Genomic DNA, 22857 nt, shown 5'->3' with positions numbered 1-22857 from the left:
CGCCGGTCGGCCGAGCCCCGGACGCGCGAGCGGGCCGTCGTCAGAGCGAGGCGAGGAGCGCGCGCGCCGTCTGCTCCCACTTGGCGTACTCGTTCGGGTAGGCCGAGACCTGCACGGCCTGCGCGGCGGCGGTCAGGCTCATCGAGGACCAGCCCCGGACGCCGAGCAGCCCGCGGGTCTTGCCCGGGTTGCCGACGTAGAAGCGCTCGGCGGCGGTCGCCGGGTCCTGCAGGGCGGCCTTCGTGCCCCAGCCCTGGCTCGGACGCTGCTGGAAGAGGCCGACCGAGTCGCGGTCGCCGTGCGACAGGTTGCGGAGGCTCGACTCCTGCAGGGCCGCGGCCAGGGCGATCACGATGCCGCGGTCCGGCACACCGAGGGTGCGACCGACGGCGACGACGGTCGCGGCGTTCCGACGCTGCTCGCCGGTGAGCTCGACGCCGTTGACGCTGCCGACCGCGGTGGTCACGGCGCCGCCGGTCGGGGTCGTGGTGGGCTTCGAGGTCGCCGCGGGGAGCACGAGGGTCTTCCCGGCGTAGATCGTGCTCGTGTAGCTGAGGCCGTTCGCGGCGAGGAGCGCCTTGACGGACACGCCGTGCTTCGCCGCGATGCCGCCGATGGTGTCGCCGGCCGCGATCTTGACGCTCGACGCGCGGGCCGGCGCGGCCGGGGCGGCGGGGGCGCTGCTCGCGACGGGTGCGGGCTTCGCGGCGGAACCGGCGCGGGGGACCTGCAGCGTCTGCCCCGGGTAGATCACCGAGCGCTGGGTCAGCCCGTTCGCCGACAGGATCGACGAGGTCGACACACCCGCGCGGGCGGCGATGCCGGACACGGTGTCGCCCTGCTTGACGTGGTAGCTGCCCGTGCTGCCGGTCGACGCGGGCGCGGCCGTCGGTGCCGCGGGCTTCGAGGACAGGTGCAGCGTCTGGCCGGGGTGGATGATCGTGTTCCAGCCGAGGCCGTTGCGCACGAGGACCTCCTGCGCGGAGAGGCCGAACCGGGCGGCGATGCCGGACACCGTGTCGCCCTGGCGGACCGTGTAGGTCGTGGGGGTCTTCGAGACCGCCACCACCGGCGTGACCACGGTCGTCGAGGGGCGCGCGACCGCGGTGTCGAACACGGCGCGGTGGCCGACGTTCCGGTCCTCGTCGACGTGACGCTTCCCCGCGTCGTCGTCGTCGTGCCGCGGCTCGGCGTGCGCCACCGGCCCGGTCAGGCCCGCGGTCACCGCGATCGTGCCCGCGAGGACGATGGGCATGGTGGCGAACCGGGCGGATCGGGCGCGCCGGGCGGCGTCGTCTGCAGCGTTGTCCACGGGGTTTCTCCTGTCCTGGGTGAGCCGTGCGCGGGTGCGAGCACTCACAGGTGGCTCCACGCTGACATGGCGTGATTCCCAAGTCAACCAGAGAGCCGGATGTTGCGGGTGTGACTCGTGTGACCAATCGTGGGGGACCGCGGACGGCGATCGCTCTGGCAACATGGAGCCGTGAGCGCTGTACCGACCGACGACACGACCCTCTCCGAGCGCTGGCTGACGGTGCCCGACCTGGTGGAGCTGCTCGGGGTGAGCCCGGGCCGCATCCACCGCCTCTTCGAGCAGAAGACCCTGCTGGCTGCCCGCGTCGGCGGCGTGCTGCGGGTGCCCGGCGAGTTCCTCGACGGTGACGAGCCGCTGCCCGAGCTCCGCGGCACGCTCATCGTGCTCGGCGACAACGGGTTCTCGGACGACGAGGCCGTCCGCTGGATGCTCTCGGACGAGCCCGCGCTCGGCACCTCGCCGATCGCTGCGCTGCGCGCCGGCCGCAAGGCCGAGGTGCGGCGCGTCGCGCAGTCCCTGCTCTGATCGTCACCCACCTGACGGACGGGAGGCCCGTGGCGACGTCGCCACGGGCCTCCCGTCCGTCCGTCGCGTCTACGCGACGCGGCGGCTCACGGTGTCGGCCAGCGCCATCAGCTGCTCCCGCGCCGACGGCGTGAGCGGGGTGGCCTCGAGGGCGGCCTTGGCGCGCTGCACGTGCCGGTCGATCGATCGCTCGACGGCGGCGACCGCCCCGGACTCGGTCAACGTCGCGCGGAGCATCTGGACCTGACCCTCGTCGAGGTCGGGGTCGCCGAGCAGCTCGTCGAGCAGCTGCCGCGGACCGGGCGCCAGCGACTTCCGGGCCGAGGCGATGAGGACGGTGCGCTTGCCCTCGCGCAGGTCGTCCCCGGCCGGCTTGCCGGTCACCTCGGGGTCGCCGAACACGCCGAGCAGGTCGTCGCGCAGCTGGTACGCCACGCCGAGGGGGAGTCCGAACGACCGCAGACCCTCGAGCTGCGCCGGGGAGGCACCGGCGACGAGCGCGCCGATCACGAGCGGCGCCTCGATCGAGTACTTCGCCGACTTGAAGACGATGACGCGCTGGGCCCGGACGAGGTGCTCGGCCTCGTCGATGGACGGCCAGGCGGTCTCCTCGTGCACGTCGAGGTACTGCCCCGCCGTGACGTCGAGCCGCATGGTGTGGAACTCCTGGCGGACGATGCGCGCGCGGGCCGGGTCGAGCAGGGCGAGGCCCTCGTCGAAGACGGCGTCGCTCAGCGAGAGCAGCAGGTCGCCCAGCAGCAGCGCCGAGTTCGTGCCGTACAGCGCGCGGTCGCCGACCCAGCCGGACTCCTCGTGCAGGGACTCGAAGCGGCGGTGCGCGGCGGGACGACCGCGGCGGGTGTCCGAGCGGTCCATGATGTCGTCGTGCACGAGGGCGGCGGCGTGGAAGACCTCGAGCGCCGCGGCGACCGTGACGATCGCCTCGGCGGTGGTCTGGCGCGAGCCCTCCGCGAGGGGGTCGAACGAGCCCGACCGACCGGCGACGGACTGCCAGCCCCAGTAGCAGAACAGTGCCCGGAAGCGCTTGCCGCCGGACAGCAGGTCACGGGCGTACCGGTCGAACGGAGCGAGGTCGGGGCTGATGCCGACGAGGCGCTCGCGCTGCTCGTCGAGTGCCCGGTCGAGACGCGCCGATACGAGGTCCACTAATCGCGTACTCTCAGCCACGGTACCTACCCTAGTGGAGCGGTCGAGTCATAGAATCGGTCCACTCAGCGCTTGCCACAACCCGGCGGCAGCGCGGTCCACCAGCCGTCACCCAGGACAGCATCCTCAGGACAGCATCCCCGAGAACAAGAGGGAAACGAGATGCCACTCTCGGAGCAAGAGCAGCGACTCCTCGAAGAGATGGAGCGGAGCCTCTACCAGAACGACTCCGACTTCGTGGCGCGGGTCACGCGCCGCCAGGGTCGCGCCAGCTACACCACGATCACGATCGGGGTGCTCGGTGCACTGGTCGGCATCGCGATCGTCGTCCTTGCGCTGGTGTTCAAGCAGCCGCTGCTCGGCCTGCCGGGCTTTGTCGTGATGCTCGCCGGCGTGCTGTACGCGCTGCGCCCGGGCATGCGGATGCCGAAGGCCGGGGCGAAGGCGCCGCGTGCCGGTGGTGCCGGTCCCCGCCGTCCCGCGCGGCCGTCGTCGTCCGGTGGTTCGTTCATGGACCGCATGAACGAGCGCTGGGACAAGCGCAACGACCCCGGGCAGCAGTAGCAGCCCTCCACACGCCTCCACGAACGGGGCCGGTCCAGTCGGACCGGCCCCGTTCGTCGTGTGCGGGGGCTGCTGTCGCTGATCGTCCCGGTGCGTCGAGCAGGCCGGGCGGGTGTCGGAGGGGAGGCGCGGGGCGGGGTCCCCACGCGCCTCCCGTCCGACCCGCCCTCCACCCGATCCGGGGCTGTGAGAGTCCTCCACTCTGCTCCACCTCCTCCACTCGCCTCCACCAGCCCGTCGATCCGCGGATCGGCGGGCTCTTCCGTGCCCGCTGGACCTCGAGGAGCTGCCCCAATCCGGGGGTCGCGGGCAGATCGGGGAGCGGGAACCGCCCTGTGGGGAGGGAAGTGGAGTAAAGTGGGGACCACGACGGACCGGTGGAGCGGAGGGGAGGCCCCGACGTGCTGCTCGGTACCCATGCCCCGAAGCTGGACGAGAAGGGTCGCGTGATCCTCCCCGCCAAGTTCCGGGACGAACTGTCCGGCGGGCTCGTCATGACCCGTGGGCAGGAGCGCTGCGTCGTCGTCTTCAGCGCGGACACGTTCGAGCAGCTGCACGAGCGCATCCGCACCGCACCGATGACGTCGAAGCGCACCCGGGACTACATGCGCCTGTTCCTCTCCGGAGCGAGCGCGGAGACGCCCGACAAGCAGAACCGCGTGACGATCCCGCAGAACCTCCGCGAGTACGCGGGGCTCGAGCGGGACCTCACGGTCATCGGCAGCGGTGACCGTGCCGAGATCTGGTCGACCACCGCGTGGGAGGCCTACTACGCCGAGGTCGAAGAGGGCTTCGCCGACAACGACGAGGAGGTGATCCCGGGGATCTTCTGATCCACGGATCGGGACTCCCAGCCGTGGTGCCCTGACACACCTTCCCCGGTGTCAGGTCGCATGGATGGGGATCCGGATGCGTGGCCCAGGAGGTCGAGGGGCTGCACATGGCCGAAGACCAACCGACGTTCCCGCACACCCCGGTGATGCTCCAGCGCATCGTCGACCTGTTCGTCCCCGCACTCGAGGGGCCGGGCAAGGTCGTCGTCGACGCCACCCTCGGGATGGGCGGGCACTCCGCGGCGCTGCTCGAGCGCTTCCCGGAGCTCACCCTGATCGGACTCGACCGCGACACCGACGCGCTCGGCATCGCGGGGGAGCGCCTGGCCCGCTTCGGCGACCGCGTCCGGCTCGTGCACACCGTGTACGACGACATCGTCGAGGCGGTCGAGGGCGAGGGGTTCCGGAAGGTCGACGGCGTCCTGTTCGACCTCGGCGTCAGCTCGCTCCAGCTGGACCGCGCCGAGCGCGGCTTCGCCTACAGCCAGGACGCCCCGCTCGACATGCGGATGGACCGGACCGAGGGCCGGACCGCGGCGGACGTGCTCGCCACCTACGACGAGGGCGAACTCCGGCGCATCTTCCAGCGGTACGGCGAGGAGAAGCTGGCCGGCCGGTACGCCCGCGCGATCGTCGAGCGGCGCGCGGAACGTCCGTTCACGATGTCGGGCGACCTGGTGCAGGTCCTCCACGACGCGACCCCCGTCGCGATCCAGCGGCAGGGACACCCGGCGAAGCGCGTGTTCCAGGCGCTCCGCATCGAGGTGAACGCCGAGCTGGCCGTCCTCGAGCGGGCGGTCCCCGCCGCGCTCGACGTCATCGGCGTCGGCGGCCGCATCGTGGTCGAGTCGTACCAGTCCCTCGAGGACCGTCTGGTCAAGCGGGCGCTCGTCGAGCGCACGACCTCGAGCGCCCCGGCGGACCTGCCGGTCGAGCTCCCCGAGCACGCCCCGACCTGGTCCCTGGTCGTCAAGGGCGCGGAACTGGCCGACGACGCCGAACGCGCCGCCAACCCCCGAGCAATCCCCGTGCGCCTGCGCGCGGCCGAGCGGATCCGGAACTGACATGAGCACGAACCTCGCACTCGTCGACCCCGTCGTCGCCCCGTCGCGTGCCCCGCGCCCGCGCCACGACCGCCCCGAGCTGGTCGAGGTCGCACCGACGCGTGCGCAGCGCCGTGCCCGTCCGAGGGTGGCGTACGCCATCGTCGCGGTCGTCGCGCTCGGCATCCTGCTGCTCGCGCAGCTCGGCATCAGCATGGTGCTGAGCCAGGGCGCCTACACGCTCGACTCCCTCGGCGCCGAGCAGACGAAGCTCTCGCGGACGCAGCAGTCGCTGTCCGAGGAGCTCCGCGTGCTCGACTCGCCGCAGAACCTCGCCCGCAACGCGCAGTCGCTCGGGATGATCGCGAACTCGACGCCGGTCTACCTCGACCCGGAGACCGGGCGGGTGTACGGCACGCCGACGCCGGCGGCTCCCGACGAGGCGACCGCGAGCAGCGACAACCAGGTGCCCAACGCCCTGCTCGACCCGGTCCCGCTCGCGACGAAGCAGCAGCCGGCCGAGGCGGCGCCGAGCGCTCCCGCCGCACCGACCGCGCCGTCCGCAGCCGCGTCCGCGCCGGCCGCCGCGAGCACCGACGCTGGGAACAGCGCCGGGGCCAGCGCGTCGGACGGGGCCGCGCCGAAGGCCGACGTAGAGTCCGACGCGAACCCGCTCCAGGCCCCCACCACCCGGTGACCTGCGGGCCGGGACACCCTGCCGCACCACCCGGGAAGGACCGCACCGCGTGACCAAGACGATCCGCAACCCACGACTGCGCTACAGCGTGGTGATCATCGCCGTGATCGCCCTCGTGGCCGTGTTCGTGATCCGCCTGGTCGACATCCAGGTGGTGCAGGCCGCCGCGCTGAACGATGCGTCGAAGGCCAAGCGGAGCATCCCGGTGACGATCTACGGGACCCGCGGCGCCATCGTCGACCGCAACGGCGTCGAGCTGGCCGACAGCGTCAACCGGTACAACATCACCACCTCGCCGCGCCTCGTGAAGCCCTTCGACGGCAAGCTCGGCGGCGACCGCGTGAAGCGGGTCTCGGTCGACGAGGCCCTCCGTGCCGTCGCGGAGGCGTCCGGCGCGGACGTGGCGACCATGCAGCGGAACATCGCCGCGGACCCCCGGTCGGACTTCGCGTACCTGGTCAAGGGCCTCGACGTGAAGCACTACGAGGCCGTCCGCGCCCTGTCCATCCCGTGGACGTACCCCGAGCAGCAGGCGGCGCGCGTCTACCCGAGCGGCGCGACGGCCGGGGCGCTGACGGGCTTCATGGGCACCGACGGCGCGCAGGCCGGCCTGGAGTACTCGTACGACGCGTGCCTCGCGGGCACGAACGGCTCGGAGACGTACGAGCGCGGCGAGGACGGCGTGCAGCTGCCCGGCAGCACCCGGACGACCAAGCAGGCGAAGGACGGCGGCACGCTCGAGACCACCATCGACAGCGACCTGCAGTACATGGCGCAGCAGACGATCGCGTCGGCGGCGAAGTCCCTGCAGGCCGAGTCCGCGACCGCGACCGTGGTGGACGTCAAGACGGGTGAGCTCCTCGCCGTCGCCGACTACCCGACGGTCGACCCGAACGACGTCGACGCGACGACCGACAAGGGCGCCTTCGGCTCCCGCGCCCTGACCGCGACGTACGAGCCCGGATCGACGATCAAGGCGGCGATCGCAGCGGCACTGATCGACCAGGGGAAGTCGGGCCCGACCGACCGTGCGGTCGTGCCGTACTCGCGCTCGTTCCCGTGGGGCGGCAAGATCCAGGACTCCGAGTTCCACCCGACCGAGAACCTGACCCTGACCGGCATCCTGCAGAACTCGTCGAACGTCGGCATCACCGAGCTCGGCGAACGGCTCACGCAGCAGCAGCGCTTCGACTACATGAAGAAGTTCGGCCTGTTCGAGCCGGAGACGGCGATCGACTACCCGGGTCAGCCGGCCATGCAGTACGGCGCCTCGCCCGACTGGAGCAGCCAGACGAACATCAACTCGATGTTCGGCCAGGGCATCTCGACCACCGCGGTCCAGGTGGCGAGCGTTTTCCAGACGCTGGCGAACGACGGCGTCCGGATCCCGCTGCACATGGTGAAGGGCTGCCAGACCGCCGACGGCAGGACCATCGACGCGCCCGACGTGCAGGGGACGCGCGTCGTCTCCACCGCGGCGGCCGACCAGACCGTCAAGATGCTGCAGAGCGTCGTCACGGGCGGCACGCTCGTCGGCATGAAGCCGATCTCCGGCTACAACATCGCCGCGAAGACCGGTACCGCCGAGGTGGCCGAGGGGTCGAAGGGCTACGGCGGACAGCGCATCACCTCGGTGGCCGGAATGGCACCCGCCGAGGACCCCCAGTATGTTGTCACGGTGACGTTCACGAAGCCGCAGACCAACAAGTGGTCCAGCGGAGCGGCTCCGGCGTTCCGCACGCTGATGTCCCAGGTGCTCGAGAAGTACCGAGTAGCCCCCTCCACGGCCGAGGCGCAGCTGTACCCGTCCACGTGGTGAGGAAGAAGGAACACTTGTCCGCACGGATCCCCCCGGTCCTCCGACCCGAACACCCGACCCCGAGGAGCGTGGCCGAACTCGCGAACGCGTTCGGCATGCGCGTCGTCGGCGCGGTCGACACCGTCGAGACGACGGGCGTCACCCTGAGCGCTGCCGAGGTGCAGCCCGGTGACCTGTTCGTCGGCGTGCACGGCGCGAACCGCCACGGAGCGCAGTTCGCCGCCGAGGCCGCCGAGCGCGGCGCGGTCGCCGTGCTCACCGACGCGGACGGCGTGGCCCTCGCCGAGCCGTCCGGACTGCCGGTCCTGGTGGTCGAGGACCCGCGGGCCGCGCTCGGCGACGTGTCCGCCTGGGTCTACCGCACCCACCCGGACGAGGCGACCGACCTGCCGCAGCTGTTCGCCACCACCGGCACGAACGGCAAGACCAGCACCTCGTACATCCTCGAGGGGATCCTCAAGCAGCTCGGTCTCGTCACCGGCCTGAGCTCGACCGCGGAGCGCCACATCGGCACGCTCAGCGTCACCAGCCGCCTGACCACGCCCGAGGCGAGCGAGATGCACGCGCTCCTCGCCAGGATGCGCGAGTCCGAGGTGCGCGCGGTCGCCGTCGAGGTGAGTGCCCAGGCCCTCAGCCGGCACCGCGTCGACGGGATCGTGTTCGACGTCGCCGGGTTCACGAACCTGTCGCACGACCACCTCGACGACTACGCCGACATGGAGGAGTACTACCAGGCGAAGCTCCCGCTGTTCCAGCCCGAGCACAGCCGTCGCGGCGTCGTCTCGCTGGACACCGACTGGGGCCACCGCGTGGTGCAGGATTCCCGCATCCCGGTCACGACCATCACGGTGCACCCCGACGTCGAGGCCGAGTGGCACGTCGAGATCGTCGAGGCGCACGCGGCCTACACCGAGTTCCGTCTGACCGGCCCCGAGGGCCGCGAGCTCACCACCCGTGTGCCCTTGATCGGCTGGCACATGGCGGCGAACGCGGCGCTGGCGATCGTCATGCTCGTCGAGGGCGGCTTCGAGCTCGGTGCCATCGCGCACGCGCTCGGGTCGAACCACCGCCGCTACGCGGACGAGACCGACGAGCATCGCGTCAGCGCGATCGAGTGCTACCTGCCCGGTCGCACCGAGCGCGTCTCCGGCGACCGCGGCCCGAGCGTCTACGTGGACTTCGGCCACAGCGCCGACGCCTTCGAGAACACCCTGGCCGCCGTCCGGCAGTTCACGACCGGCCGGGTCCTCATGCTCTTCGGCGCCGACGGCGACCGCGACACGACCAAGCGCGGCGACATGGCGCGCGTGGCGGCGGCCGGCAGCGACGTGCTCGTCGTCACCGACCACCACCCCCGCTTCGAGGACGCCGCGTCGATCCGGAAGACCCTGGTCGACGCCGCGCGCGAGGCCTACCCGGACCACGAGACGTACGAGGTGAGCCCGCCCGAGGCCGCGATCCGCAAGGCGGTCAGCCTGCTCGGGGAGGGGGACTCGATCCTCTGGGCCGGTCCCGGGCACCAGGACTACCGCGACATCGCGGGCGTCCGCACGCCGTACTCGGCCCGCGACGAGGCCCGCCAGGCCCTCCGCGAGGCCGGCTGGGAGCCGAACTCCGGTCCGGCGGAGGAGATCCGATGATCGCGCTGACCCTCGCCGAGATCGCCACTGCGATCGGCGGCGAGCTCGTCAGCGGTGCCCGCGGACGGGTCGTCGACGGCAGCGTCGAGACCGACTCGCGCCTCGTCGGCGCCGGCAGCGTGTTCTTCGCCCTGCTCGGTGAGGAGACCGACGGCCACCGCTTCGTGCCGGCCGCGGCCGAGGCCGGTGCCGCCCTCGTCGTCACCGAACGTGCGGTCGAGCTGCCCGAGGGCAGCGACACCGCGCAGGTCGTCGTGCCCGACGGGTACGCCGCCCTCGCCGCGCTCGCGCACGAGGTCGTCGCGCGCGTCCGCGCCTCGAGCGCCGACCGCGTCGACGAGCAGGGCCGCCCGGCCCCCCTGCGCGTGGTGGGCATCACCGGCTCGAACGGCAAGACGAGCACGAAGAACATGCTCCGGACCATCCTCGAGCAGCACGGCGACACCGTCGCGCCGCAGGGGTCCTTCAACAACCACGTCGGCGCCCCGGTCTCGATGCTCCGCATCACCCACGACACGCGGTTCCTCGTGGTCGAGATGGGTGCCAGCGGCATCGGTCACATCGCGAAGCTCGTCTCGATCGCCGAGCCGGACGTCGGCGTCGTCCTCAAGGTCGGACTCGCGCACGCGGGGGAGTTCGGCGGGATCGAGGCCACGCAGCGCGCGAAGTCGGAGATGGTCACCGACCTGCCGGCGACCGCGACCGCGCTGCTCAACGTCGACGACGACCGCGTCGCGTCCATGCGGGCGCTGACCGACGCGAGCGTCGTCGGATTCGGCACGTCCGCGGGTGCCGACTACCGCATCGGCGGCATCGAGACGGACCGCGGCGGCACCCGCTTCACGCTCACCGCGCCTCCCGTCCCCGAGGAGGCAGCGGCGGACCACGCCGAAGGGTCGGCGCACGGTCCCGAGACCGTCGACGTCCGGCTCGCCATCCTCGGTGAGCACCACGCGATGAACGCGTCCGCCGCGCTCACCGTCGCGCACCTGTGGGGCGTCCCGCTCGCCGCCGGCGCCGAGGCGCTCGCGTCGATGACGCGGGCCGAGCGCTGGCGCATGGAGCTCCTCCAGGGCGGACCCGAGGGCGTCACCGTCATCAACGACGCCTACAACGCCTCGCCGGACTCGATGGCGGCCGCGCTCCGCACCCTGGCGCAGGTCGTGCGCCCGGGCGAGCGCTCCGTCGCCGTGCTCGGCGAGATGGCCGAGCTCGGCGAGTACGCGACCGAGGAGCACGACACCATCGGTCGGCTCGTCGTCCGGCTCGGCATCGGACAGCTCGTGGTCGTCGGACCCGGCGCCGCCGCCATCCACCAGGCCGCCACGCTCGAGGGGTCGTGGGACGGGGAGTCCGTGTACGTCGAGGACGTCGACGACGCCGTCCGTGCCCTGCAGGAGATGGTCCGCCCCGGCGACGTCGTCCTGGTCAAGTCCTCGAAGTCAGCCGAACTGCGATTCCTCGGCGATCGCCTCGGAGGTGTCACCGAATGATCGCGCTCCTCGTCGCCGGCGCCGTGTCGCTGGTGTTCACACTGCTGCTCACGCCGCTGTTCATCAAGCTGTTCCACCGTCTCGGGTGGGGACAGTTCATCCGTGACGACGGCCCGCAGTCGCACCACACGAAGCGCGGCACGGCCACGATGGGCGGCATCGTCCTCATCATCGGCGCGGTGCTGGGCTACTTCGTCGGACACCTGGTCGGGCGTGACTCCGTCACCCTGTCCGGGCTGCTCGTGCTGTTCCTCATGGTCGGACTCGGGTTCGTCGGCTTCATCGACGACTTCCTGAAGGTGCGACGCCAGCGGAGCCTCGGGCTCGGCGGGTGGGCCAAGGTCCTCGGCCAGGTCATCGTCGGCGTCATCTTCGCCACGATCGCGCTCGTCGTGCCGACCGGGAACGGCAAGCCCCCGGCGTCCACGATGATCTCCGCGATCCGCGACGTCCCGTGGCTCGACTTCATGGTGCTCGGGACCGTCATCGGCACGGTCCTGTACCTGGCGTGGATCGTGCTGCTCACGGTGTCGACGTCGAACGGCGTGAACGTGGCGGACGGCCTCGACGGTCTCGCGACCGGGTCGAGCATCCTCGCGATCGGCTCGTACGTGATCATCGGGTTCTGGCAGTCCAACCAGATCTGCGGCGGCGTGCGGCTCGACGAGAGCACCGCGCACGCCTGCTACAGCACGACCGACCCGCTCGACCTGGCCGTCGTCGCGGCCGCGGTCTGCGGTGGCCTCATCGGCTTCCTCTGGTACAACACCTCGCCCGCGCAGATCTTCCTCGGCGACACGGGGTCGCTCGGCCTCGGCGGCGCCCTGGCCGGTCTCGCGATCCTGAGCCGCACCGAGCTGCTGCTGATCCTCATCGGTGGACTGTTCTTCATCGTCACCGGCTCGGTCATCCTGCAGCGGGCCTACTTCAAGATCACCCACGGCAAGCGCATCTTCCGGATGAGCCCGCTGCACCACCACTTCGAGCTGAAGGGGTGGGCCGAGGTGACCGTCGTCGTCCGGTTCTGGATCATCGCGGGACTCTGCGTCGCCGCCGGTGTCGGACTCTTCTACCTGGAATGGATCGCCCGTGTCGGCTGACCCCCGCCTCGACGGCCTCGACAGCTGGTACGCCGAGGGGTGGAAGGGGCTCCGGGTCGCCGTGCTCGGACTGGGCGCCACCGGCTTCTCGGTGGCGGACACCCTGGTCGAGCTCGGCAGCGAGGTCACCGTCCACGCCCCGGACGGACCCGACGACACCGTCGAGCTGCTCGACGTCATCGGTGCCCGGTTCGAGCGCACGTCGCTCGACACCGTGCCCGAGTCGCTCGTCGCGCAGGCGCCGGACCTCGTGGTCGTCTCGCCCGGCTTGCCGCCGAACAACGCGAGCGTGCAGTGGGCCACGGCGAACAGCGTGGTCTGGGGCGACATCGAGCTCGCGTGGCGCGTCCGCGACAAGGTCGTGCGCGGCCCGATCGCGGCGCCCTGGGTGACGATCACCGGCACGAACGGCAAGACCACGACCACGCAGCTGACCACCGCGATGTTCGCGGCGTCCGGACTCCGTGCGGTCGCGTGCGGGAACATCGGCGTGCCGGTGCTCGACGTGGTCCGCGACCCGGAGGGCTTCGACGTCCTGGTCGTCGAGCTCTCCAGCCACCAGCTGCACTACATGCCCACCACGGGCGACGGCGCCGTCGTGCCGCTCGCGAGCGCCTGCCTGAACATCGCCGACGACCACCTCGAGTGGCACGGCTCCGCCGAGGCCTACCGGGCCACGAAGGCGAAGGTCTACGAGCGCTCCGTCATGGCGTGCGTCTACAACACCGCCGACGACGCCACCCGCCGCATGGTGGAGCAGGCCGACGTCGTCGAGGGCTGCCGTGCCGTCGGCTTCACCCCCGGGGTCCCCGCGCCGGGTGACGTGGGGATCGTCGACGACGTGCTCTGCGACCGCGCCTTCACCGAGGACCGCCGCAACAGCGCGCTCGAGCTCGCGACCCTGGCCGACCTCGAGCAGGCCGGTCTCGCGAGCCCGCACATGACCATGAACGTCCTGGCCGCCGCCGCCCTCGCGCGTGCCGCGTCCGTCGCACCGGCGCACATCCGCAGCGCCGTGCAGGGGTTCCGCGCCGACCACCACCGCACCGAGCACGTCGCGACGGCGGACGGCATCACCTGGGTCGACGACTCGAAGGCCACGAACCCGCACGCGGCGACGGCGTCGCTGGCGTCCTTCGAGACCGTCGTCTGGATCGTCGGTGGCCAGTTCAAGGGCGTCGACATCGACGGGCTCGTCGAGCGCTTCGGTCCGGACGCCCGGGCGGCGATCGTGATCGGGACCGACCGCGCGCCCGTGCTCGAGGCATTCGCGCGACACGCGCCCGGGGTGCCGGTCCTGCAGGTCGAGGCGACGGACACTGAACACGTCATGCCCGAGGCGGTCCGGCATGCCGCTTCGGTCGCGCGACCTGGCGACACGGTCCTCCTCGCCCCGGCTGCTGCGTCGTTCGACCAGTTCGGTTCCTACGCCGACCGGGGGCGTCGATTCGCGGCGGCGGTCCACGAGCACCTGGGAGGCACAGCCGATGGCGACCACGGATCTCCCGAGCGGCCGTAGCGGCACCCGCACGGCGGCCGGTTCCCCCCGTGCCGACGGACCACGCCGGACGCACGGCGCCGTCGTCGCGGTCAAGAACGTCTTCGTCGCCGAGTCGAGCACGTTCTACACGATCCTCGGCGTGACGCTGTTCCTCGTCGTCTTCGGCGTCGTGATGGTGCTGTCCTCGTCGAGCGTCGAGCAGTACGCGGCGACGCACGACTTCTTCGGGGCGGCGTCGCGACAGGGGCTGTACGCCGTGCTCGGCGTCCCGCTCATGCTCGTCGCCAGTCGCGTGCCGGCGCGGGTGTGGCGGAAGTGGGCGATGCGGATCCTCGGCGCCGCGCTCTTCCTGCAGCTGCTCGTCTACACGCCGCTCGGCATCGAGGTGCAGGGCAACCGGAACTGGGTCGGCTTCGGGTCGTTCACCGCGCAGCCGTCCGAGGCGATCAAGCTCGCGCTCGCGCTCGGCATCGGCGCGATCATGTACGCCAAGCGCGACAAGCTCCGGGACTGGAAGGAGATCTTCGTCCCGGTCGGCATCGCCACGGTGCTGCCGCTCGGCATGGTGCTCCTCGGTGGCGACCAGGGCACCGCGATGATCATGCTCATCCTGGTGCTCGGCGCGCTCTACATCGGCGGCGCCCGCGCACGCCACCTGCTCGCGATCGTCGTCGCGGTCGGGGTGGTCCTGCCCTTCGTGACGATGGCCTCGTCCTCCCGGCAGGTCCGCATCAGCGCGTGGCTGTCCGGGTGCACCGACTCCAACCAGTACCAGGACCTCTGCTGGCAGCCGGTCCACGGCATGTGGGCGCTGGCGTCCGGCGGGGTCTTCGGCGTCGGGCTCGGCAACTCCAAGGCCAAGTGGTCGTGGCTGCCCGAGGCCGACAACGACTACATCTTCGCCATCATCGGCGAGGAGCTCGGGCTCATCGGGGCCGTCGTCGTCCTCGCGCTCTTCGTGGTCCTGGCGGTCAGCATGATCAAGGTGATCCGCCAGTCGAACGACCCCTTCGTCCGCACCGTGACCGGCGCGATCCTCGCCTGGATCATCGGGCAGGCGCTCGTCAACATCGCGGTGGTGCTCGGGCTCCTGCCCGTCCTCGGCGTCCCGCTCCCGCTCATCTCCGCCGGAGGTTCGGCGCTCATCATGACCCTCGTGGCCATCGGTGTCGTGCTGTCCTTCGCCCGCGACCTGCCCGGACGGAACGCGGTCGGCGGGCCGCGGCACGACCTCGCACCCCAGAACGGAAGGTTCCGGTGAGCACGTACCTCTTCGCCGGCGGCGGCACCGCCGGACACGTCAACCCGCTGCTCGCCGTCGCCGACCGGCTGACCGAGCGCGACCCGGAGGCCCGGGTGCTCGTGCTCGGTACGGCCGAGGGGCTCGAGTCGCGGCTCGTGCCCATGCGCGGCTACGAGCTGCTGACGATCCCGCGCCTGCCGTTCCCGCGTCGGCTCGACGCCCGCGCGCTGCGCTTTCCCGGACGGTTCGCGGCGGCGGTCCGGCGCACCGAGCGGTTCATCCGCGAGCACGACGTCGAGGTGGTCCTCGGGGTCGGCGGCTACGCGGCCGCGCCGGCCTACATCGCGGCGAAGCGCACGGGTACGCCGATCGTCGTGCACGAGCAGAACGCCAAGCCCGGGCTGGCGAACCGGCTCGCCGCGTTCCTCACCCGGCACGTCGGGCTGACGTTCTCGAACACCCGCCTGCGCCACGGCCGCGTGGTCGGCATGCCCCTGCGCCGGGAGATCGAGACGCTCGACCGCCGTGCCGCGCGCGCCGAGGGGCTGGCCGAGTTCGGCCTCGACCCGGACCGACCCGTCCTGCTCGTCACCGGCGGCTCCTCCGGTGCGCGGAGCATCAACGCGACGGTGAACCGGTCCGCGACGGCGATCGTCGACGCCGGGTGGCAGGTGCTGCACGTCGTCGGCGGCAAGTCGGACATCGGCCCCAGCGACCTCGACGGGTACCACGTGCTGCCGTACTGCGACCGGATGGACCTGGCCTACGCCGCGTCGGACTTCGTGGTCTCGCGCTCCGGTGCCGGCATGGTCTGCGAGCTGACCGCCGTCGGTCTGCCGAGCGTGCTCGTGCCCTACCCGGTCGGCAACGGCGAGCAGCGGCACAACGCGGCGGACGTCGTCGGCGCCGGGGGAGCGGTGCTGGTGGACGACGCCGCGTTCACCGAGGACTGGGTCTCGTTCCAGCTGCTCGGCATCCTGCGCGACCGGGCCCGCATCGCGGACATGGCGGTGCGTGCGGGGAGCGTGGGACACCGCGACGGGGCCGACCGGATGACGGCGCTCGTCCAGGGCGCGGCGGTCGAGGCCACCCCACGGGCCCGACGCGGCAGCGGGGAGACGCGCACCGCCACGGACGCGACGAGCCCGAGCCCGAGCACGAGCCCGAGCCCCAGCCCGAGCGCCGGCACCAGCACCACGGAGGAACGATGACCATCAAGCCGGACCTGACCCAGCCGATCCCCGACGACCTCGGCACGGTCCACTTCGTCGGCATCGGCGGCTCCGGCATGAGCGGCATCGCCCGGATGTTCCTCGCCGCCGGGCACCGCGTCACCGGCAGCGACTCCCGCGAGACCGCGACGACCGGCACGATGCGCGACCTCGGCGCCGAGGTGCACGTCGGGCACGACGCGGCGAACCTCGGCGACGCGGACACCGTGGTCGTCACCAGCGCCCTCTGGCCGGACAATCCCGAGCTCCTCGAGGCGCAGCGCCGCGGCCTGCCGGTCCTGCACCGGTCCCAGGCCCTCGCCGCCCTCATCGCCGACCACCGCCTCGTCGCGGTCGCCGGCGCGCACGGCAAGACCACGTCCACCGGCATGATCGTCACCGCCATGGTCGAGCTCGGACTCGACCCGAGCTTCGTCAACGGCGGCGTCATCCAGTCGCTCGGCACGAGCTCGGCCCCGGGCACGAGCGACCTGTTCGTCGTCGAGGCCGACGAGTCCGACGGCTCCTTCCTGCTCTACGACGTCGCCGTGGCCCTCGTCACGAACGTCGACGCGGACCACCTCGACCACTACGGCAGCGAGGACGCCTTCATCGACGCGTTCGTCGAGTTCGCCGGCCGGGCACGCGAGCGCATCGTCGTCTCGAGCGACGACGCCGGCGCGAAGCGCGTGACGGCGGGCGTCCGGGCACGCGAGGGCGCACCCGAGATCGTCACGTTCGGCGAGGCCGCCGACGCGGACGTCCGCATCGAGCGCATCGTCGAGGCGGCGAGCGTCGAGGTCGACCTGCGCGCCGGGGGCGAGTCGCACCACATGACCCTGCGCGTGCCCGGACGGCACAACGCCGTGAACGCCGTCGGCGCCTTCGCGGTGCTCACCGGTCTCGGGGTCGCCCCGGCCGACGCGATCCGCGGCATCGAGGCGTTCGGCGGCACCGAGCGGCGCTTCGAGCTGCACGGCGTCGAGCGCGGTGTCTCCGTGTACGACGACTACGCGCACCACCCGACCGAGGTCGCGGCCGCACTCCGCGCCGCCCGGAACGTCGTCGGCGACGGCCGCATCATCGCGATCCACCAGCCGCACCTGTACTCGCGGACCCGCCTGATGGCGGGGGACTTCGCGAAGGTCTACGAGGAGCTCGCCGACCACACCGTGGTCCTCGACGTCTACGGCGCCCGGGAGGACCCGGAGCCCGGCGTGACCGGTGCCCTCGTGCAGGAGCGGTTCGTGGACCAGTCCCGCGTCGACTTCCTGCCCGACTGGGACGAGGCGGCCGCACGCGCGGCCGACGTCGCGCGCGAGGGCGACATCGTCATGACGCTCAGCTGCGGGGACGTCTACCGCATCATCCCGCAGGTCCTCGGTGCCCTGCACGACGGGACGCACACGCAGTGAAGCGTCCCGAGGGCTTCGACGGGCGTCCGGAGGAACCGGCCGCCCCCGCCGAGCGCGCGTCGACGCCACGGCAGCGTCGTGGCCCGCTGGTCCCACGGCGCCCGTCGCGTCCGCCCGCGACCGACGTCCGGGAGGTCCACCGGGACCCCGGTACGTCGGCCCCCGTCGACGAGCGGGGCGACGAGCGGGTCGACCCCACCGCCACGGCTGCGTCCGGCGCGCCCGGTCACCGGGACCGCGCCGGCGCGATCGCCAGCGCTGCCGGCCGTCGGCTCGGCGCCGGCTTCTCCTCGGTCGCCGAACGGCTGCGGGAGTACCAGGCCGACGACGACCACGACACCGCCCGCCCGGGGACGCACCCGGCTGCCGTGCACGGCACCCACGACGGCACCGACGACGGCGGGCCCGGACGCCTCGCCACCGTCACCGACGTCATCGACGTGGCCGTGCCGTCGGCCGCCGACCACGCTGCCGACGACTCCGGCGCTGCGGCCACGGGCGCGCACGCGACCCCGATCGGTGCGGGCGTCCGCGCCGCCGAGACCGCCCGCGAGGCCCGCGTGGCGAAGCGCCGCCGTCGGCTGCTCGAGCGCGCCGAGGTCCGGCGGTTCACCCGCAGGGCCCGGCACCGTCGTGCCGCGTGGATCACGGTCGCGGCGGTCGTCGTCGTCTTCGGTGCCTCGATCCTCGTCGCCGTCACCTCGCCGCTCATGGCCCTGCGGACGATCGAGGTCCGCGGTACCGACCGCGTCGACGCGACCGCCCTCCGGCAGGCGCTCTCCGACCAGGTCGGCACGCCGCTCGCCCGGCTCGACTTCGACGAGGTCAAGCGGGACATCGCCGGCTTCCCCCTCATCGAGAGCTACGTGACCGAGGAGGTCCCGCCGCACACCCTGGTGGTGACCGTCACCGAGCGCACGCCGGTCGTCGCCGTGCCGTCGGGGAAGTCCTTCGACCTCGTCGACCCGGCCGGCATCGTCGTGCAGTCGTCGCCGAAGCGCCCGGAGGGCGTGCCGGTCGCCGACGTCGCCCGCGCCGAGCTCGGGTCCCCGGTCTTCCGCACGATGACCGAGGTCGTCCTGTCGCTGCCGTCGACCGTCCGCAACCAGGTGACGGACGTCCGCGCGAGCACGGCGGACGACGTCACGCTGACCCTCGGCGACGGGTCGACCGTCGTGTGGGGGAGCCCGGACTCGTCGGACGCGAAGGCGGCACTGCTCGCGGCACTCGTCAAGGACCACACCGCGCGGAACCCCGACACGAAGGTCGAGTTCGACGTGTCGGCGCCGGACAACGGCATCGTCCGCGCGAAGGACTGACGCACCGTCGCTGCCGGGCGGACGCCGCGTGAGCAGGAATCGACGACCGCGATCGGCGACACGCGGCGTGGCGGGGCGACAGCCTGCGGAGCACACCCGTAGCGTCGGGGGAGCACCACATCTACCAGCATTGCCCCTGAACTTCAAGTAGAGGTTGAGGGTTCAACCGGAGGCCCGACTGACGTGACCACGAACCACAACTACCTCGCCGTCATCAAGGTCGTCGGTGTCGGCGGCGGCGGCGTGAACGCCGTGAACCGCATGATCGAGCTCGGCCTCCGCGGCGTCGAGTTCATCGCGATCAACACCGACGCACAGGCACTGCTGCTCAGCGACGCCGACGTCAAGCTCGACGTCGGCCGCGAGATCACCCGCGGTCTCGGCGCCGGCGCGGACCCCGAGGTCGGCCGCCGTGCCGCCGAGGACCACGCCGAGGAGATCGAGGAGGCCCTCGCGGGTGCCGACATGGTCTTCGTCACGGCCGGCGAGGGCGGCGGCACCGGGACGGGTGGTGCGCCCGTGGTCGCGCGCATCGCGAAGTCGATCGGCGCGCTCACGATCGGTGTCGTCACGAAGCCCTTCAGCTTCGAGGGCAAGCGTCGTCAGTCGCAGGCCGAGAACGGCGTCGCGTCGCTCAAGGACGAGGTCGACACGCTCATCGTCGTGCCGAACGACCGCCTGCTCGAGATCAGCGACCGCGGCATCTCCATGGTCGAGGCCTTCGCGACCGCCGACCAGGTCCTGCTCGCCGGTGTCCAGGGCATCACCGACCTCATCACCACGCCCGGTCTCATCAACCTCGACTTCGCCGACGTCAAGTCGGTCATGCAGGGCGCCGGTTCGGCGCTCATGGGCATCGGCTCCTCGCGGGGCGCCGACCGTGCCATCAAGGCCGCCGAGCTCGCCGTGGCGTCCCCGCTGCTCGAGGCCTCGATCGACGGTGCCCACGGCGTGCTCCTGTCGATCCAGGGCGGCTCGAACCTCGGCATCTTCGAGATCAACGATGCCGCGCGCCTGGTGCAGGAGGCCGTCCACCCCGAGGCCAACATCATCTTCGGTGCCGTGATCGACGACACCCTCGGCGACGAGGTCCGCGTGACCGTCATCGCCGCGGGCTTCGACGGCGGCGAGCCGAGCTCGCAGCAGCAGAAGCAGCACCGCTCGAGCTGGGTCGATCCCGAGGGCGGCGCGGGTGCGTCGTCCGGCGCGGCCGGCACCGGCGCGATCGAGGACACCGCGACGAGCGCACCGTCCTGGTCGTCGCAGGAGCACGAGGCGCCCGTGCGTCGTGCCGCCGACCCGGCGTTCGACGACGACGACGAGCTCGACGTCCCCGACTTCCTGAAGTAAGCCTCCCGTGGCTGCCGAGACGCGCCTCCAGACCGTCGACCGTGACGGACTGGAGGCGCGTCTCGCATCCGTCCGGTCCGCGATCACCGACGCGGCCCGCGCAGCGGGGCGCCCGGCCGACGAGCTGACGCTCGTCGTCGTCACCAAGTACCACCCGGCCTCCCTCGTCCGCGAGCTCGCCGCGCTCGGCGTCACCGACGTGGGGGAGAACCGGCACCAGGAGGCCCAGGCGAAGGCCGCGGAGCTGGCCGACCTCGACCTCACCTGGCACTTCGTCGGACAGCTGCAGTCGAAGAAGGCACGCCAGGCGCGGCGGTACGCCGACGTCGTCCAGTCGCTGGACCGCGACTCGGTCGTCGACGCCTTCGCGCCGACGGACGCCGAGCCGGACCCGCGCGTGATCGACGGCTTCGTCCAGGTCAACCTCACCGACGACCCCGGCCGCGGCGGTGTCCAGCCGGAGGACGTCGAGGCGATGGCCGAACGGGTCCTGGCGACCGGTACGGTCCGCCTGCGCGGGGTGATGGCCGTCGCACCGCTCGACGAGGAGCCCCGACGTGCCTTCGCTCGGCTCCGCGCGACCTCCGAGCGTGTCGTGTCCCTCGCGCCCGACGCCACCGACGTCTCGGCCGGCATGAGCGGTGACTTCGCGGAGGCGATCGCCGAGGGCGCGACACACCTCCGCATCGGCACGGCAATCACGGGAAACCGGCCGGTCGCGCCCTAGCCTCGTCCCAGGGCATCCACGAGCACGAACTCCGGAGGAACCATGGCCAACCCGCTCAAGAAGACGATGGTCTACCTCGGCCTCGCCGACGAGGAACTGTACGAGGACGAGCAGCAGCAGCAGCAGCAGGCGGCTCCGGCGCAGACGCGCCAGCCCGCCGCCGCCCCGGCTCCCGTCGCCACGGCGGCCGCGACCCCGGCACCGGAGGCACCGGCCGCCGCCGCACCCGCTGCGGCACCCGCCGAGCCCAAGACGCACACCCACCAGCGCGGCGCCCAGGTCACCCCGCTCCGCCGCTCGCACACGACCGCACAGAAGGCGACCCCGGTCCAGGAAATGAACGAGATCCTCACCGTCCACCCGCGCGAGTACAAGGACGCCCAGTCCATCGCCGAGAGCTTCCGCGACGGCATCCCCGTCATCATCAACCTCTCGCAGATGACCGAGTCGGACGCGCGTCGCATGATCGACTTCGCATCGGGCCTGTCGCTCGGGCTGTTCGGGAAGATCGAGCGCGTCACGAACAAGGTCTTCCTGCTCTCGCCCGCCCACGTCGCGGTGAGTGGTGAGCCGGCTGAGGTAGAGTCCGACATCGAGGCGTCCTTCTTCGCCCAGTCCTGAGCCGTCCCCGCGGTTCAGCCCGCCCCGTGCGGCCGTCCTGACGACGGACGCACCCGAGCCGAGCGAGCCCCATCGTGTCACTGGTCTTCGGGATCCTCTCCTTCGCCCTCCTCCTCTACTTCTTCGTGATGTGGGGTCGGTTCGCGTTCGACATCGTGCAGGCCTACAGCCGGTCGTGGCGTCCCCGTGGCGCCCTGCTGGTCGTCGCCGACGTGGTCTACACCCTGACCGACCCGCCGATCCGGTTCGTCCGGCGGCTCCTCCCGCCGCTGCGGCTCGGGCCGGTGGCGCTCGACTTCGGGTGGACCATCGTCATGCTCGTGGTGATCATCCTCCGGGTGATCGTCGGGGGCCTCGCCCGCGGTTTCTGACCGCGTTCCGCCGCGACACGCGCCACGCCCAGGCGAAGGTCACGGTTCCGATCCGGCTCCGGTGTACGGTGGTCGGGATCGATGTCCGCCCCGGCGGACGTCCGCACCGCTCGACGTGACTGGTAGGTTCGGTCGCGACGCAAGTGGTTCCACACGTTCAGCAGTTCTATCGAGGTGACGGCAATGGCTTTGACGCCGGAAGACGTAGTCAACAAGCGGTTCCAGCCGACGAAGTTCCGGGAAGGCTACGACCAGGACGAGGTCGACGACTTCCTGGACGAGGTCGTCGTCGAGCTCCGTCGCCTGACGGCCGAGAACGACGAGCTCCGGCAGCGCCTGCAGGCCGCCGAGTCGGCGCCGAAGCCGGCCGCGGTCGAGCAGCCCGCCGACGCGCAGACCACCGCGGAGCACGACGAGCAGCCCGCTCCGACGCCCGAGCCCGAGCCGGCCCCCGTCGCCGCCGCTCCGGAGCCCGCGCCGGTCGCCGCCGCCGCTCCCGCCCCGTCGACGGTCCCCGCCGACGAGGACACCGAGGGCACCACGAACCTCCTCACGCTCGCCCGTCGTCTCCACGAGGAGCACGTCCGCGAGGGCATCGAGAAGCGCGACGCGCTGATCGCCGAGGGCACCGCGCAGGCCGCCCGTCTCGTGAACGAGGCCGAGGCCAAGCAGCGCCAGATCATCGCCGACACCGAGAACACGAACCGTCAGCGTGTCGCGGTGCTCGAGCAGGAGCAGCGCCAGCTCGAGGGCAAGATCGACGAGCTCCGCACGTTCGAGCGCGACTACCGTGCGCAGCTCAAGAGCTACATCCAGGGGCAGCTCGACGAGCTGGGCGGTTCGGGCTCCGAGCAGTCCGGTCTCACCCCCGCGCCGGCGTCGGCGCAGGGCTTCGGCAACTGA

The 22857-nt window shown here is 72.0% G+C and carries 21 protein-coding genes; 19 read left to right on the top strand and 2 right to left on the bottom strand.

Going from position 1 to position 22857, the window contains the following annotated elements; translation table 11 throughout:
• Window positions 1–40 precede the first annotated feature (40 nt).
• Entirely contained in the window at window positions 41–1312 is a 1272-nt protein-coding gene (locus tag AB0N84_RS06035; protein ID WP_363544369.1) for a LysM peptidoglycan-binding domain-containing protein, read from the bottom strand.
• 171 nt (window positions 1313–1483) lie between these two features.
• Here AB0N84_RS06035 and AB0N84_RS06030 point away from each other — a divergent pair, with 171 nt between their 5' ends.
• Window positions 1484–1840: an Rv2175c family DNA-binding protein gene (locus AB0N84_RS06030; RefSeq protein ID WP_069711173.1), complete on the top strand. Its 357-nt coding sequence runs from the start codon at window positions 1484–1486 to the stop codon at window positions 1838–1840.
• Window positions 1841–1909: 69 nt separating this feature from the next.
• On the opposite strand, the gene AB0N84_RS06025 is transcribed toward AB0N84_RS06030, so the two are convergent.
• Window positions 1910–3007 carry a polyprenyl synthetase family protein gene (locus AB0N84_RS06025; RefSeq protein WP_363544366.1) on the bottom strand — a complete coding sequence of 366 codons (1098 nt, stop codon included), beginning with the start codon at window positions 3005–3007 and terminating at the stop codon, window positions 1910–1912.
• A gap of 162 nt (window positions 3008–3169) precedes the next feature.
• Here AB0N84_RS06025 and AB0N84_RS06020 point away from each other — a divergent pair, with 162 nt between their 5' ends.
• From AB0N84_RS06020 to AB0N84_RS05935, 18 genes are all read left to right on the top strand, one after another.
• Window positions 3170–3571, top strand: coding sequence for a DUF3040 domain-containing protein (locus AB0N84_RS06020; RefSeq protein WP_069711171.1), 402 nt, complete (start codon window positions 3170–3172; stop codon window positions 3569–3571).
• Window positions 3572–3972: 401 nt separating this feature from the next.
• Complete coding sequence (mraZ, locus tag AB0N84_RS06015; RefSeq protein WP_069711170.1) at window positions 3973–4404, top strand: division/cell wall cluster transcriptional repressor MraZ; 432 nt, start codon at window positions 3973–3975, stop codon at window positions 4402–4404.
• Between the two features lie 107 nt (window positions 4405–4511).
• Entirely contained in the window at window positions 4512–5468 is a 957-nt protein-coding gene (gene rsmH, locus AB0N84_RS06010) for a 16S rRNA (cytosine(1402)-N(4))-methyltransferase RsmH (protein WP_289458671.1), read from the top strand.
• A gap of 1 nt (window position 5469) precedes the next feature.
• The gene (locus AB0N84_RS06005) at window positions 5470–6144 is read left to right on the top strand and encodes a hypothetical protein (RefSeq protein WP_363544363.1); all 675 of its coding nucleotides are present in this window, start codon (window positions 5470–5472) and stop codon (window positions 6142–6144) included.
• Between the two features lie 49 nt (window positions 6145–6193).
• Window positions 6194–7963 carry a penicillin-binding protein 2 gene (locus AB0N84_RS06000; protein ID WP_363544361.1) on the top strand — a complete coding sequence of 590 codons (1770 nt, stop codon included), beginning with the start codon at window positions 6194–6196 and terminating at the stop codon, window positions 7961–7963.
• A 14-nt stretch (window positions 7964–7977) separates the two neighbouring features.
• On the top strand, window positions 7978–9603 hold the full coding sequence (locus AB0N84_RS05995) for a UDP-N-acetylmuramoyl-L-alanyl-D-glutamate--2,6-diaminopimelate ligase (RefSeq protein ID WP_363544359.1): 1626 nt from the start codon (window positions 7978–7980) through the stop codon (window positions 9601–9603).
• Entirely contained in the window at window positions 9600–11096 is a 1497-nt protein-coding gene (gene murF, locus AB0N84_RS05990; protein ID WP_363544357.1) for a UDP-N-acetylmuramoyl-tripeptide--D-alanyl-D-alanine ligase, read from the top strand. Before AB0N84_RS05995 ends, murF begins: the two co-directional genes overlap by 4 nt.
• Window positions 11093–12196, top strand: coding sequence for a phospho-N-acetylmuramoyl-pentapeptide-transferase (gene mraY, locus AB0N84_RS05985; RefSeq protein ID WP_182046507.1), 1104 nt, complete (start codon window positions 11093–11095; stop codon window positions 12194–12196). Before murF ends, mraY begins: the two co-directional genes overlap by 4 nt.
• The gene (gene murD, locus AB0N84_RS05980; protein WP_363544355.1) at window positions 12186–13715 is read left to right on the top strand and encodes a UDP-N-acetylmuramoyl-L-alanine--D-glutamate ligase; all 1530 of its coding nucleotides are present in this window, start codon (window positions 12186–12188) and stop codon (window positions 13713–13715) included. Before mraY ends, murD begins: the two co-directional genes overlap by 11 nt.
• The gene (gene ftsW / locus AB0N84_RS05975) at window positions 13684–14958 is read left to right on the top strand and encodes a putative lipid II flippase FtsW (protein ID WP_182046509.1); all 1275 of its coding nucleotides are present in this window, start codon (window positions 13684–13686) and stop codon (window positions 14956–14958) included. Before murD ends, ftsW begins: the two co-directional genes overlap by 32 nt.
• Window positions 14955–16151 (top strand): UDP-N-acetylglucosamine--N-acetylmuramyl-(pentapeptide) pyrophosphoryl-undecaprenol N-acetylglucosamine transferase, encoded by a 1197-nt coding sequence (locus AB0N84_RS05970; RefSeq protein ID WP_363544352.1) that lies wholly within the window; start codon window positions 14955–14957, stop codon window positions 16149–16151. Before ftsW ends, AB0N84_RS05970 begins: the two co-directional genes overlap by 4 nt.
• Window positions 16148–17566 carry a UDP-N-acetylmuramate--L-alanine ligase gene (gene murC / locus AB0N84_RS05965; protein ID WP_363544350.1) on the top strand — a complete coding sequence of 473 codons (1419 nt, stop codon included), beginning with the start codon at window positions 16148–16150 and terminating at the stop codon, window positions 17564–17566. Before AB0N84_RS05970 ends, murC begins: the two co-directional genes overlap by 4 nt.
• Window positions 17563–18885 (top strand): FtsQ-type POTRA domain-containing protein, encoded by a 1323-nt coding sequence (locus AB0N84_RS05960; RefSeq protein WP_363544348.1) that lies wholly within the window; start codon window positions 17563–17565, stop codon window positions 18883–18885. The genes murC and AB0N84_RS05960 overlap by 4 nt, the downstream gene beginning before the upstream one ends.
• A gap of 183 nt (window positions 18886–19068) precedes the next feature.
• Window positions 19069–20235, top strand: a complete 1167-nt coding sequence (gene ftsZ / locus AB0N84_RS05955) for a cell division protein FtsZ (RefSeq protein ID WP_069711161.1) — start codon at window positions 19069–19071, stop codon at window positions 20233–20235.
• 7 nt (window positions 20236–20242) lie between these two features.
• The gene (locus AB0N84_RS05950; protein ID WP_363544346.1) at window positions 20243–20962 is read left to right on the top strand and encodes a YggS family pyridoxal phosphate-dependent enzyme; all 720 of its coding nucleotides are present in this window, start codon (window positions 20243–20245) and stop codon (window positions 20960–20962) included.
• Between the two features lie 42 nt (window positions 20963–21004).
• Window positions 21005–21583, top strand: a complete 579-nt coding sequence (gene sepF / locus AB0N84_RS05945; RefSeq protein WP_363544344.1) for a cell division protein SepF — start codon at window positions 21005–21007, stop codon at window positions 21581–21583.
• Window positions 21584–21657: 74 nt separating this feature from the next.
• The gene (locus AB0N84_RS05940; protein ID WP_220456212.1) at window positions 21658–21954 is read left to right on the top strand and encodes a YggT family protein; all 297 of its coding nucleotides are present in this window, start codon (window positions 21658–21660) and stop codon (window positions 21952–21954) included.
• 183 nt (window positions 21955–22137) lie between these two features.
• Window positions 22138–22857, top strand: coding sequence for a DivIVA domain-containing protein (locus tag AB0N84_RS05935; RefSeq protein WP_069711157.1), 720 nt, complete (start codon window positions 22138–22140; stop codon window positions 22855–22857).

The sequence above is a fragment of the Curtobacterium sp. NPDC089185 genome, from assembly GCF_040685235.1.
Lineage (GTDB): Bacteria > Actinomycetota > Actinomycetes > Actinomycetales > Microbacteriaceae > Curtobacterium > Curtobacterium citri.
This window is presented reverse-complemented; position numbering and strand designations above follow the sequence as displayed.

Bases quoted from the DNA above. Each gene is read 5' to 3' on its own strand.
- sepF (WP_363544344.1), top strand. From the start codon at position 21,005: ATGGCCAACCCGCTCAAGAAGACGATGGTCTACCTCGGCCTCGCCGAC.
- murC (WP_363544350.1), top strand. From the start codon at position 16,148: ATGACCATCAAGCCGGACCTGACCCAGCCGATCCCCGACGACCTCGGC.
- AB0N84_RS06020 (WP_069711171.1), top strand. From the start codon at position 3,170: ATGCCACTCTCGGAGCAAGAGCAGCGACTCCTCGAAGAGATGGAGCGG.
- murF (WP_363544357.1), top strand. From the start codon at position 9,600: ATGATCGCGCTGACCCTCGCCGAGATCGCCACTGCGATCGGCGGCGAG.
- rsmH (WP_289458671.1), top strand. From the start codon at position 4,512: ATGGCCGAAGACCAACCGACGTTCCCGCACACCCCGGTGATGCTCCAG.
- mraY (WP_182046507.1), top strand. From the start codon at position 11,093: ATGATCGCGCTCCTCGTCGCCGGCGCCGTGTCGCTGGTGTTCACACTG.
- ftsW (WP_182046509.1), top strand. From the start codon at position 13,684: ATGGCGACCACGGATCTCCCGAGCGGCCGTAGCGGCACCCGCACGGCG.
- AB0N84_RS06005 (WP_363544363.1), top strand. From the start codon at position 5,470: ATGAGCACGAACCTCGCACTCGTCGACCCCGTCGTCGCCCCGTCGCGT.
- AB0N84_RS05935 (WP_069711157.1), top strand. From the start codon at position 22,138: ATGGCTTTGACGCCGGAAGACGTAGTCAACAAGCGGTTCCAGCCGACG.